Genomic DNA, 11,940 nt, shown 5'->3' on the forward strand with positions numbered 1-11,940 from the left:
CATGCAGGCGTCCGGCCAGCCGGACGCGACCCGGTCGTACCCGGACTCGGTCAGGTGGTCGCCGACTGGGTGACGCGGCGGACCGGCCGAATGCGGATGCCGAATTCCGGTCGCAGATTCACCGAGGCCAGCGGCACCACCGGGTGGGCGTCGTCGAGTTCGAGCCGGAAACGCTGCACCGTCATCGCCAGGATCAGCACCATCTCCGTCATCGACATGTCCTTGCCCAGGCAGATGCGTGGACCGCCGGAGAACGGGAAGAACGCGAACTTGTGCCGCTCGGCCACCTCTTGGTCGGTGAAACGCTCCGGACGGAACTGCTCCGGGTCGTCCCACAGTCGCTTGTCGCGGTGAATGTAGTACATGCACAAGGTGACTCGCGCTCCGGCGGGAACGTGGTAGCCGCCGATCTCGTCGTCGGCGATCGGCGTGCGCTCCACGATCCAGGCGGGCGGATACAGCCGCATGGTCTCCTCGATGACCATGCGGCAGTAGCCGAGCTGCCCGAGATCGGCGAAGCTCGGCGTGCGGTCGCCGATCGCCGCGCGCACCTCCTCGGCCAACCGCTCCTGAATCTCGGGATGGGTGGCCAGCAGGTAGCACGCCCACGAGAGCGCGTTCGCCGGGGACTCGTGGCCCGCGACCAGGAGGGTCTTGATCTCGTTGAGCAGGTCCTCCTCGCGCATGCCTTGGCCGCCCTCGTCACGGGCGCGCACCAGCGCGGTGAGCACGTCGATGGTGTCGGCGCCTCGACGGCGTTCGTCGATGAGATGACGCACCACGTCGTCGAGTTCGTCGACCTTGCGCGCGACCCGGCGCGCCTCGGGAGTCGGGAAGGACTGCGGCAGCTTCACCGGCGCGTTCACCCGCTTCATGATGAGCGCGAATGCCGCCCGCATCGCGTCGGTCACCTGGGTGGTGCCAGTGGACAGGTCGATGCTGAACAGGATCCGGCCGGTCACGGCGAGCAACAGCTTGACGTAGTCGTCGTAGATGTCGCGGAACTCCCCGGCCGCGGCGTCCCAGCCGTCGAGCATCGCCGCGGCGCTGTCGGTGATGTCGTCGGCGAAACCCTTGACGTGCGAGTGGGAGAACGCCGGGGAGATGAGTTTGCGCTGCTTGCGCCAGTATTCCAGGTTGTTGGTGGTCAGCTGGCCGTCGCCGAGCAGGATGCTGAACTCGTCGTAGATCGGGCTCTTGCGGTAGTTGGTGTAGTTGTCCTTGAGCACGTACTCGGTCATCGCCGGGTCCGCGACGAGGTAGACCAGCATCGGGCCCGCCTTGACCCGCACGACGTCGCCGTAACCGTCCAGCAGCTCGCCCACTGTGGCGAGCGGGTTCTTCGCCAATTTCGGCAGCATGCGTCCGGTTTCCACCAGACCTGGCCCGGGTGCTTTCATGGTCCGACCTTTCACTTCAAGAGCTTGGCGTGCTTGCGCAGCTGGTTCACGTAGTCCTGTTTCTCCACCACCAGCGGGTACTGGTCGGCGTGATAGAGCCGCAGCCCGGCGTACAGGTCGGGTTGGCGGCCCTGGGTGGCGCGGTCGAAGCGCGCGACCCGCTGCGGATCAGCCGCTTTCGCGCGCAGATACTCGGTGACCAGCTCGGCCTGTTTCTCGTACACATCCCAGTGCGAGCCGATCGGCCGCACCATCCCCACCACGAACAGGTCGCGGGTGTGCGGTGGAAAGATGTTGAGATACAAGCCCGGTCGCAGACTGCCCTCGGCCCAGTTGAGGTGGGCGCGGTCGACGACGGGATAGTTCGGCACGAATCCGGTGGCCAGCACCACCAGATCGACCTTCTCCTCGGTGCCGTCGGCGAAGGTGACCCGGTCGTCGTCGATCGCGGTGACGTCGGGTTTCGGCGTGATGTCGCCGTGGGTGTAGTGGTGGTGCAGTTGGTCACCCAGCATCGGGATGACGATGCCCCGGTCGAAGTCGGGCACGGGAAGCCCGAACGAGCGCGACCGGCCGCGCAGATACCCGAACAACCGCTCGAAGGCCCGTTTGCGCAGCGGCCGCCACATCCGGCCCTGCAACATGGTGTCGGTCGGGCGGCCGAGCAGGTATTTGGGCATGCAGTAGAACCCGCGTCTGCTGCTGTGCAGGGTCAGTGACGCGTTCACCGCGCAGTCGGACAGGATGTCGGCGGCCGACTGTCCGGCGCCGATCACCAGCACACGCTTTCCCAGTACCTGTTCGGGATGCCGGTATTCGCTCGAGTGCAGTACCGGCACCGTGCCGGTACCGGGAATGTCGATGCTGCGCGGGGTGCGGTCGTGCCCGGTGGCGATGACGACCCCCGCGTAGGAGCGCTCGGAGCCGTCGGCCAGCCTCACCGTCCATCCCTCGTCCGCGGGTTCGATCCGTTGCACCGCGGTGTTCAACCGGATGCGCGGCCATAGATCGAACGTGTCGGCGTAGGAGTGCAGATACCGCAGCACGAGCTCGTGCCCGGGATAGTCGGGATAGTCCTCGGGCATCGGGAATCCCGAAAACGCCTGCACCCCTTTGGAAGCGATGACATGCGTGTTGTGGCTGACCGGCGAGTCCGCCCGCCGCGCATCCCAGATCCCGCCGATTCCGTCGGCGGCCTCGAGTATCTCGAAGTCCAGGCCGCGCGCGGCGAATCCGCGGGCGGTCGCCAATCCCGCCGCGCCCGCGCCGATCACACAGTAACTGCTCATGCCGCACCCACCCGTTCGGACCGGGGCTCGGCGGTGCGGGGCGCCGGGTCCGGTTCGGTTCCCGCGCTCGCGCGCCATGCCACCACGAAGCAGGCGGCGTAAATGACCGTCTGCCCCACCAGCGTGAAGTAGACGTTCTCGTTGTAGACCGCGGAGACCATCCAGGCCACGGTCAGCAGTGCGACGGTGCGTGCGCCGCCGCGCATGAGCCCGGCGTACACGGCGAGCATCCACACCGCGCCCACGGCGATGTACACCCACGGCCCGAACGGGGCTCGGAACGACGCCAGCGTCAGCACCGCCAGCCAGATGGCGATCTGCTCGGCGCGCAACCGCGGACCCTGCGCACCCGCGGCCACACGGCGGTGGATGCGAATCGCGGTGACGGCCACCAGGATCAGCAGCAACAGCGTGTAGATGTTGGTGATCACGCGGGCGGGACCGGTCGGATCGCCGAGGTCCAAGCCCATGATCTCCGCCTTGTACGGCAGCCCGAACGGCGAGTAGTTGACCAGCTGGTTGGCCCGTTCCACGAGCACGAACTCATGGAACTCGCCGCTGGCCAGCCGCTGCCAGGTGCCGTCGGACAGGAAGTTCCGCCACGGCTCCCAGCCGAAGATCGCCAGCGTCGCCGCCGAATACAAGCCGCAGAACGCCGCGGTCCACACCGCGGGCCGCCAGCGTCGCTGCACGAGCAGATAGACCAGCAGGATCGCCGGGGAGACCTTGGCGATGATCGCGAATGCCAGCGCCGCACCGCCGAGGATATTGCGCCGCAACTGGAACAACACCATGGCGCCCGCCGCGCCCACGTAGAGCACCAGCACGTGGATGTTGCCGATCTGCAGGGTCGCCAGCGTCGGCAGGCTGATCCACACCACCGGGGTGAGCGCCGCCAGCACGGCGCCCTGCCTGCCGCCGATCCAGCGGGCGATGGCGAACATCGCCACCAGCACGATCGCGACGTACAGCGAGTACCACAGCGCCCGCAGCGTGGCGAAATCGTGGCTGAACAACAGCAGCAACCGCGGCAGCAGCAGGAACGGCGGCGGGTACAGGTAGGCGTCGCGATCCTGCGGAGCCACGCTGGGCAGCACCGAATCCGCCTGCGGCGATTCGTACCGGTGCCGGTCATAGAGGCTCGCGGGCTCGTGCTCGGCCATCAGCGCCCCGCTGATGTAACCGGACAGGTGGGACTTCTCGACCAGGAAGTCGTCCTCGGCCGACAGGGAGGCCTCGACGTTGTCCGCGTCGAGGATGAACTGCGTCAGCCGGGCCAGCACCGCGACGACGAGCAGGATGACCACACTCCACAGCACACGCACCACGATCGGCTTGCTGCGCACCACGTCCCGCCACTCGGCTGGGACCGTCGGCGCGAACAGCACGAAAAGTACTGCGGCGCAGACAATGCCGAGTACCGCGGTGACCGGTCCTGGCAGGCCGGTGAGCGCGAGCACGATCATCACGACGGGGACGAGAATGCCGACGACGAACACCGCGTACATCGCGGCGTAGTAGTCGAGCGAACCCCGGAAGCGGGTCCATGTCCTGGATATCATCTGCAACCTACGGTTTTCGGTTCTCGCGTCACCCGGCTCGGGCAGCGCGGCTGGTCTCATCTGGTCGCTGCCCCGGCGGCCAGCAGCGGAATCACTTGCGCCACCACCTCGTGCGCGGGGGGCGCGGTGCGCAGGTCGGCGCCGATCTGCTCGGCGGCGGCACGGAAGCGGGGCTCGTGCAGCAGCGTGCGGATCGAGCCGGCGAGTGCTTCCACATCACCCTGGTCGGCCGGGGTCTCGGCGGCCAGCCCGGCGCCGGTACGCACCAGGCCGCGGGCGTAGTCGAACTGGTCGAACATTTGCGGAAGCACCAGCTGCGGCAGACCGAACCAGCCCGCGGTCAGGCCGGTGGTGGAGCCGCCGTGGTGCACGAGCAGATCGCAGCCGGGCAGGAACAGGTTCAGCGGCACTTCTTCGACGACTCGCACGTGCTCGGGCAATTCGCCGACGGTGGCGCGGTCGGGTGCGGACAGCGCGACGATCACCTCGGCGTCGGCTACTTCGCCCAGCGCCGACAGCACCGACTCCAGCGGCCGTGGACCGGTAAGGCTCAACGTGCTCCCGCCCATGCAGACGGCGATCCGCTTGCGGCCGTCCTCGCTTCGGTGCCATGACGGCAGCGCGCCGGTGCCGTTGAACGGGACATAACCCACCACGGTGCCGGGCGCGGCGTCCGGCGCCTGCAACCGCGGCGGGCAGATGTCGAGTACGGCGACCGGGTCGGCCAAGCGGGTGCCCGACTCTTCGGCCAGCACGGCGGTGCGTTCGGTGAAGGGGCCGCCGGTGGGGTCGATGCCCCAGCGGTGCACCAGGACCGGCAGATCCAATTCCGCGCCCAGCGCGCGGCCGATGGTGGCCAGCGGGTCGGTGAGGATCACGTCCGCGCCCCAGTCCTTGGCCACCGCGGCGAACGTCTCGAGGTACTGGCCGGCGTGGTTGTGCCAGTTCTGGGCGGCGATCTGCCACAGGCCCTGCCCGCTGGGCTGATCGCGGTCGGCGAACAGCGGCAGCGGGAACATGCCCGCGTTCACTCTGGTACGCAGTTCGTCCATCGGGACGTTCAGCGCGGTGAGCTCGACGGCGTTCAGCCCCGAGCGCAGCGCCGTCGCCGTCACGTCGTTGCGTGAGGCGACCAGCACCTCGTGACCGGCCAGTCGCAGCGCCCAGCAGAACGGCACCATCGCAAGCAGGTGCCCGGACGAGGGCACCGGCACGACAAGAAATTTCATCCGATTCACTCCTTCGGCTTCATCCACTCCATCGGATTGGTGTGCCGGGGCACCCATGATGGAGCCGATTGCTCGGCGTTGCGGCGTTTTTCGACGACGACGATGTTGTGGTAGAAGTGCAGCGCTCCGATCCAGTCGTCGAAGTCGCCCGCCGCGCGGCCGGAATCCTTTTCGAATTCCTGGTGGTGCAGGGCGTCCACCAGGGTTTTCAGGTATCCGACGGTGGTCGCCGGATCGTCGGTGTCGATGCTGCTTCCGCCCCAGCCGGACCAGTAGGAGGTCTGGGTGTCCTCCACCACGTACAGCCCGCCGGGCCGCAGATGGGCGAACAGGGCCCGGAACGAGGCGATGACGTCGCCGCTGATGTGGCTGCCGTCGTCGATGATGATGTCGAACGGGCCGAGCGAGCGGCCGAGTTCGTCCAGGAACACCGGATCGCCCTGGTCGCCTTGCAGTGGTTGCAGCCGTGGCTCGGCGATACCGGACTTGTCGAAGAAGTCGACGCCGTAGACCATGCCGCGGCGGAAGTACTGTTTCCACATCCGCAGCGACGCGCCCCCGACATCGGGTGCGGTGTATCCGCCGATGCCCAGTTCCAGCACCCGCACCCGGCTGTCGCGTAGCGCGGCGAAATGCTGCTCGTAGTGCTCGGTGTACCAGTGCCCGCCCCACTTGTCCGAACCGAACTGCAGCGACAGCGCGTTGAGGTCGTAGTGGTGCGGGCGGCAGGCGGTGACGATGCGGTCGGCGGCCATCGCGGCGGCGTCGCGGGCCAGCCGCCACGGATCGTCGGGCGCGAAGCTACCCGGCCCGGGCTCGTCCTTGATCGCGACGGCGCGAGTGCCGATGGCGGCGTCGGGCGGGCCGTAGACCGCGCGCAGCAGCTCCACGAGATCCTGGCGTACCACCAGCCATGGATCTTCCAGAGTGCCGGGGCCGATCGCCGGGTCGTCGGCGCCGAAGGTGATCAGGTAGTCCAGCTGTTTGCCCTCGTGAGTCAGCTCGAACACCGCGGTGACCGGCTGCCCGGGAGGGGTGCCGTGGCGGGCGCGCCAGGCGATCTCCTTGAGCACCGCGTCGGCGACGGTCTCGGTGCCGATCTCGCCGATGCGTGCGGCGGTGTCCTCGTAGACGCCGTCGGCAATGGCGATCAGGTGGGCGGCAAGGACATTCTCGTCGTTCAGGTTCACGTGGTCATCCATCCGTTCCGCCGGTGCGCACCGGCCTCGATTCCTCCACCAGGCGCACGCCCTCGGCCACGAGCATGGCCCGGACCATGCCGCGGAAATCCACCGATGGACGCCACCCGGTCCGCTCGCGCAGCCTCGTCGCATCGCCCACCAGCGGTTGCCTGCTGCGGGTGAGCACCGAGGTGCGTTCGCGGACATGGTCTTTCCAATCCAGTCCGGCCATGCCGAACGCGGCCGCGCAGAACTGCGCGACCGTATGGTGTTCGCCGGTGGCGACGACGAACTCGTCCGGCTCGTCGAGGGCCAGAATCCTGGTCATCGCCTCGACGTAGTCCGGCGCGTATCCCCAGTCGGCCCCGGTGTCGAGGCTGCCCACCTCGAGTACGTCGGTCTCGCCCCGCTGGATTCGCGCGACGGCACGCACGATCTTGCGGGTGACGAACTTCTGGGCGCGCAAGGACGATTCGTGGTTGAACATGATTCCTGCGGCCGCGAATACGCCACGGGCACGGTAAGCGCGGCAGGCCAGCAGGCCCGCCGCTTTGGTCACGCCGTAGATCGAGTCCGGTCGCAGTCCGCTGTTCTCGTCGCACACCACCGCGCTGCCGGGTCCGTAGACGTGCGAGGAGGCCGCGTAGAACAGGCGGGTGCGGGTGCGGTGGCGCTCGATCGCTTCCGCGAAATGCTGCACCGGCAGCGTGTTCACCCGGTGCGAGGCGCGCGCCAGCTCGTGCGGGTCGCCGTGGTCGTCTTGCGAGGAGTGCTGCACCGCCGCCAGCAGATACACCTGCCGGGGGCGTTCGGCCGCGATCAACTGATCGACGGCTGCCGCGTCGGTGATGTCGACGGGGCCGCCGCGGCCGATCCGCAGCACCTGCTCACCGCGCGCGGCGAGCAGGTCCGACAACAGTGTGCCGTCCTGCCCTGCCGCGCCCGTGACGACGACGGTCATCTCACACCACGTCCAGTTCCGGCAGCGGGAACACCAGCCGCCCCCCGGCGGCGCGGAAGGCGCTTTCCCGCTCGAGCATCATGGCGCGGAAGTGCCAGGGCAGCACGAAGAACTGGTCGGGAGCCAGCTCGCGCGCCTGCGCTTCGGACACGATCGGGATGGCGCTGCCGGGGGTGAACTTGCCGAACTTGTCGTCGTTGACCTCCGCGATGCAGGGCAGGTCCTCCGGCCCGATGCCGCAGTGCTGCAACACCACATTGCCCTTGGTGGAGGCGCCGTAGCCGAGGGTGCGCAGACCGGCCTTGCGGGAGCGGTCGAAGAAGTCACGGACCTGCTCGCGATGCTCCTCCACGCGTTTGGCGAAATCGGCGTAGGGCTGCGGGGTGTGCAGCCCGAGCGCGGATTCCTCCTGACGCATCCGATCCAGCGCGGCGGTGTCGGCGGCGGACGGGGCGCCCCGCTTGCCCAGCGTGAGAGCGAAACTGCCGCCGTTGACGGTGTTGCGCTCCACCTCGAGCACCACGAATCCGCACCGCCGCGCCATCCATTCGATCTGGTCGAGGGTGTAGTACTCGAGGTGTTCGTGACAGATCGTGTCGTAGGAGGTGGTGGCCAGCATTGCGGGCAGGTAGCTCTGCTCGAGTACCCAGATGCCGTCGTCGGTGAGGCTGTCGTACACCGCGCGCATGAACTCCAACGGGCTGGGCACGTCGTAGAACATGGCGATCGAGGTGATCACCTTGGCTCGCCGCCCCTCCAGCACCGATTCGACCAGTTCGCCGGTGAAGTATCCGGTCACCAGCCGCACGTGCGGCGGATAGAACCGGCGGAACTTCTCCCCCAGCGGGTCGATCCCCACGATGGTCGCCGACCCCTCGGGGTAGGACCGCAGCAACGTCGCGTCGTTGCTGCCCACGTCGATCACCAGGTCCTGCGGCGTCAAAGCCACTCGCTCCCGGATCCTGCTCACGCGGTGGGCCAGGTGATCGATCATCGATCGATTCAGGCCGGAACGGTATCCGTAACCGGGGGAATACATCTCGTCGAAGTCGGCGGTATGGCGCAGCTGCACCAGACCGCATTCCTCGGCGCCGGTGGGCACACAGCGCACCAGCTCCAAGGGGTATCGCGGCACCGCGGTCGGGTCGGTGGCCGGGAACACCCCGGTCAACGCCATCGTGCCGAGATCGACGACCGTCTCGAGCCGGGTGTTCCCGCACACCCGGCAGCAATCCACCGCCACTGCTTGTGTCACGCGTTCTCCATATCGTGGGCGACCATGAGCTCGACAAGTTCGGTGAAGCTCGTGCGGGGTTCCCACCCGAGCTTCTTTTTCGCCTTGGTCGGGTCACCGGTGAGATGATGCACCTCGGCGGGCCGGAAGTAGGTCGGATCCACCTCGACCAGCACCCGGGAGGTGCGCCGGTCGATCCCTTTCTCGTCGAGACCTGTTCCTTCCCAGACTAATTCGACGCCGGTGGCGGAGAACGCGGTCTCACAGAGCTCGCGCACGCTGTGCGTCTCGCCGGTCGCGATCACGTAGTCGTCGGGTTCGGGCTGCTGCAGCATCAGCCACATCGCCTCGACGTACTCTTTGGCGTATCCCCAGTCGCGGCGGGCGTCCAGGTTGCCGATATAGAGCTTGTCCTGTTTGCCCTGCGCGATGCGCACCGCGCCGCGGGTCACCTTGCGGGTGACGAAAACCTCTCCGCGCCTGGGTGATTCGTGGTTGAACAGGGTTCCGTTGACGGTATACATCCCGTAGGCCTCGCGGTGGTTCACCGTGATCCAGTATGCGTACAGCTTCGCCACCGCATACGGCGAGCGCGGATGGAACGGTGTGTCCTCACTCAGCACGACATCGTGCAGGCCGCCGTACAGCTCCGAGGACGAGGCCTGGTAGAACTTGGTCGCGATGCCGGTCTTGCGGATCGCGTCCAGGATGCGCAGCGTGCCGATCGCGTTGGTCTCGGCGGTGAACTCCGGGATCTGGAACGAGATGTGCACGTGCGATTGCGCACCCAGGTTGTAGATCTCCGCCGGTCGCACGTCCTCCAGAATGCGGTTGAGGCTGCTGGAGTCCATGAGATCCCCGTAGTGCAGGAATAACCGGCGTTGTGAATGCGTATCGGAATACAGGTGGTCAATGCGGTCGGTATTGAAATTCGACGCACGCCTGATAATCCCGTGCACCTCGTATCCTTGCTGCAACAGGAATTCCGTCAGATAAGACCCGTCCTGGCCGGTGATGCCGGTTATCAAAGCTTTTCTCATCAAACCTCCAACCCTGAGACTAACGGGTCTCGAAAATGGCGGCAACACCTATCTTTCGGTCGCCGCCGGTACTAAAATTCGATCGCATGAGCGCGGCCTCCGAAAAAACTCTGGTCATGATTCCGACATACAACGAGCGTCGCAACGTCGGGCCGTTGCTCGCTCAGATCCTGGAACAGGGCACCGATTTCGATGTCCTGTTCGTCGACGACAACTCGCCCGACGGCACCGGTGACATGCTCGATGAGCTGGCACGACAGCACTCGCCCCGAATCCACGTGCTGCACAGGGCCGGTCGCCAAGGCGTCGGCTCCGCGCATCAGGCCGGTATCCGCTGGGCTTACGCGCAGGGGTATCAGCACATCATCACGATGGATTCCGATTTCGCGCATCCGCCGTCGTATCTTCCGGCGTTGCGCGCCGCCGCCGACGGTTTCGACATCGTCGTCGGCTCGCGATATCTGAAAGAGGACAGCCTGGCCGACTGGACTCCCTTCCGCAAGGTCCTCACCCGGGTCGGGCATTTTCTCACCGTGACATTGCTGCGGATGCCCTACGATGCCACCGGTGCGTTCCGATACTACCGTCTGGACGCTGTTCCGGTCACTGCTTTCGATAAGGTCCGCTCGACCGGATACTCGTTCTTCTTCGAAAGCCTCTACATCCTCAACGCCAACGGTTTCCGGATCGAACAGATACCTATTCACGTGCTCAACCGCACCGCGGGCGCGTCGAAGATGCGTACCCGCGACGTGGCGACCAGTGTGCGTTTCCTGTTGGTGCTGTGCGCGGAGAAGTACTTCCGGCCCAGCCGCCATCGCATCAGTTCGCTCGCACACCGGTGACCCTCCCGGCCAGCCAGTCGATCGCCGCCGCCGCCTCCGGCCAATCGGAGCCGGTGGCGGTGACCGGGAACTGGTCGTCCACATAGTCTTTGGCGAACTCCGAGCGCGAGCCCACGGCATCGCGCACCTCGGCCAGCGTCACCGTGGTGCGCGCGCCCACCTCACGCAGGCCGGTGTCGTCGAGATGCTCGGCGACCCAGTCCGCGCACCAGTCCACCGGCGCGAAGCTCTGCCGCGAACGGCCACTGGCGAACACCGGACGGTCGGCGGCCATGTCGGCCAGCACGCCCTTGCGGTAGTCGCCGCCGTACATCGGCCCGAGCCGGACGACGAAAGTATCCCCGCCGGAACACAATTGCTCGGCCTCCGCGCGATGGCGCCCGTACACGGTGTCCAGCTGGGTGCGCGCGGAGATGCTGCTGATCTGCACGAACCGGTCCCAGCGCCAGCCCTCACGCAGCAGACGCGTCTTGTCCACGGTCTCCGCGTGGTCGGCCTCCGGATTGTGCTCGGCCCAGAACCGTTTCGACGGGCAGGCGGCATTGATCAGCACGTCGTAGCCGCCCGCGGTGCGGTGGCGTTCGTGATCGGCGCGCACCACCGGCACCACCTGCCATCGCGTTTGTTTCCCGAGCGCCTCGACCAGTGCGGCGCCGACGTATCCCGCGGCGCCGACGACGGCCACGTGCAGCCTGCTCATGCCGTGTCCTCTCGGGCAGGCGCGCAGCCCTGCGGGGTGCGGCGCTGTTGTCTCCGGGCGTGCCCGCTCATGGCTGCTTGCCTTCCAAGGTGTGTGGTAGCGGCGCCACCTGGACGATCGGCGGATCGCACTCGTCCCATGGCTTGGTCAGCATCGCGATGAAGGTCAGCGGCGTGATGGAGTACACCGTGTGCATCACCCCGATCGGGGTGCGCGTGCAGATGCCCTTGGACACGTGGATGAACTCCTCCGGGCAGTTCGGATCCTCGTGATCGTCCTTGGTCACCAGCACGCCGTTGCCCTCGACGAACAGCAGGTACTCGACGAAGTGCGGGTGGTAGTGCAAGCCGCGCACCTTGCCCGGGTGCATGTAGATCAGGTTGAACTCGAGCAGGGGTTCCGGTGGGACCCACGTGAATATGCCGCCGCGCCCGTCGCGGACGGTGTCGAGATTGCACGACGGAGTGAGAACTTCGACCTTCATTACTGCATCCCTTCA

The 11,940-nt window shown here is 66.9% G+C and carries 11 protein-coding genes; 1 reads left to right on the top strand and 10 read right to left on the bottom strand.

The window, feature by feature from the left end:
* Positions 1–50: 50 nt before the first annotated feature.
* From OHA40_RS30100 to gmd, 8 genes are read right to left on the bottom strand one after another with little or no spacing between them, the layout of a single operon-like run.
* Positions 51–1,400 carry a cytochrome P450 gene (locus OHA40_RS30100; RefSeq protein ID WP_330230213.1) on the bottom strand — a complete coding sequence of 450 codons (1,350 nt, stop codon included), beginning with the start codon at positions 1,398–1,400 and terminating at the stop codon, positions 51–53.
* An 11-nt stretch (positions 1,401–1,411) separates the two neighbouring features.
* Entirely contained in the window at positions 1,412–2,689 is a 1,278-nt protein-coding gene (locus OHA40_RS30105; RefSeq protein WP_330230214.1) for a flavin-containing monooxygenase, read from the bottom strand.
* Positions 2,686–4,251 (bottom strand): glycosyltransferase family 87 protein, encoded by a 1,566-nt coding sequence (locus OHA40_RS30110; RefSeq protein WP_330230215.1) that lies wholly within the window; start codon positions 4,249–4,251, stop codon positions 2,686–2,688. The genes OHA40_RS30105 and OHA40_RS30110 overlap by 4 nt, the downstream gene beginning before the upstream one ends.
* Before the next feature lie 56 nt (positions 4,252–4,307).
* Entirely contained in the window at positions 4,308–5,480 is a 1,173-nt protein-coding gene (locus OHA40_RS30115; protein WP_330230216.1) for a nucleotide disphospho-sugar-binding domain-containing protein, read from the bottom strand.
* Between the two features lie 5 nt (positions 5,481–5,485).
* On the bottom strand, positions 5,486–6,670 hold the full coding sequence (locus OHA40_RS30120) for a class I SAM-dependent methyltransferase (RefSeq protein ID WP_330230217.1): 1,185 nt from the start codon (positions 6,668–6,670) through the stop codon (positions 5,486–5,488).
* A 4-nt stretch (positions 6,671–6,674) separates the two neighbouring features.
* Entirely contained in the window at positions 6,675–7,622 is a 948-nt protein-coding gene (locus tag OHA40_RS30125; protein ID WP_330230218.1) for a GDP-mannose 4,6-dehydratase, read from the bottom strand.
* Between the two features lies 1 nt (position 7,623).
* Positions 7,624–8,877, bottom strand: a complete 1,254-nt coding sequence (locus tag OHA40_RS30130; protein WP_330230219.1) for a class I SAM-dependent methyltransferase — start codon at positions 8,875–8,877, stop codon at positions 7,624–7,626.
* On the bottom strand, positions 8,874–9,944 hold the full coding sequence (gene gmd / locus OHA40_RS30135; RefSeq protein WP_442943846.1) for a GDP-mannose 4,6-dehydratase: 1,071 nt from the start codon (positions 9,942–9,944) through the stop codon (positions 8,874–8,876). Before gmd ends, OHA40_RS30130 begins: the two co-directional genes overlap by 4 nt.
* Before the next feature lie 38 nt (positions 9,945–9,982).
* Here gmd and OHA40_RS30140 point away from each other — a divergent pair, with 38 nt between their 5' ends.
* Positions 9,983–10,741, top strand: coding sequence for a polyprenol monophosphomannose synthase (locus OHA40_RS30140; RefSeq protein WP_330230220.1), 759 nt, complete (start codon positions 9,983–9,985; stop codon positions 10,739–10,741).
* Here the strand turns inward: OHA40_RS30140 and OHA40_RS30145 are convergent.
* Together OHA40_RS30145 and OHA40_RS30150 are read right to left on the bottom strand one after the other, a co-directional pair.
* Positions 10,719–11,441 (bottom strand): hypothetical protein, encoded by a 723-nt coding sequence (locus tag OHA40_RS30145; RefSeq protein ID WP_330230221.1) that lies wholly within the window; start codon positions 11,439–11,441, stop codon positions 10,719–10,721. The two genes, OHA40_RS30140 and OHA40_RS30145, sit on opposite strands and share 23 nt — an antisense overlap.
* A 67-nt stretch (positions 11,442–11,508) precedes the next feature.
* Positions 11,509–11,925, bottom strand: coding sequence for a cupin domain-containing protein (locus OHA40_RS30150; RefSeq protein WP_330230222.1), 417 nt, complete (start codon positions 11,923–11,925; stop codon positions 11,509–11,511).
* Between the last annotated feature and the right edge of the window lie 15 nt (positions 11,926–11,940).

The organism is Nocardia sp. NBC_00508 (assembly GCF_036346875.1).
Lineage (GTDB): Bacteria > Actinomycetota > Actinomycetes > Mycobacteriales > Mycobacteriaceae > Nocardia.

Excerpts from the sequence above, each read along its gene's own strand:
- OHA40_RS30100 (WP_330230213.1), bottom strand. The coding sequence starts at position 1,400 with ATGAAAGCACCCGGGCCAGGTCTGGTGGAAACCGGACGCATGCTGCCG.
- OHA40_RS30105 (WP_330230214.1), bottom strand. The coding sequence starts at position 2,689 with ATGAGCAGTTACTGTGTGATCGGCGCGGGCGCGGCGGGATTGGCGACC.
- OHA40_RS30110 (WP_330230215.1), bottom strand. The coding sequence starts at position 4,251 with ATGATATCCAGGACATGGACCCGCTTCCGGGGTTCGCTCGACTACTAC.
- OHA40_RS30115 (WP_330230216.1), bottom strand. The coding sequence starts at position 5,480 with ATGAAATTTCTTGTCGTGCCGGTGCCCTCGTCCGGGCACCTGCTTGCG.
- OHA40_RS30125 (WP_330230218.1), bottom strand. The coding sequence starts at position 7,622 with ATGACCGTCGTCGTCACGGGCGCGGCAGGGCAGGACGGCACACTGTTG.
- OHA40_RS30140 (WP_330230220.1), top strand. The coding sequence starts at position 9,983 with ATGAGCGCGGCCTCCGAAAAAACTCTGGTCATGATTCCGACATACAAC.
- OHA40_RS30145 (WP_330230221.1), bottom strand. The coding sequence starts at position 11,441 with ATGAGCAGGCTGCACGTGGCCGTCGTCGGCGCCGCGGGATACGTCGGC.
- OHA40_RS30150 (WP_330230222.1), bottom strand. The coding sequence starts at position 11,925 with ATGAAGGTCGAAGTTCTCACTCCGTCGTGCAATCTCGACACCGTCCGC.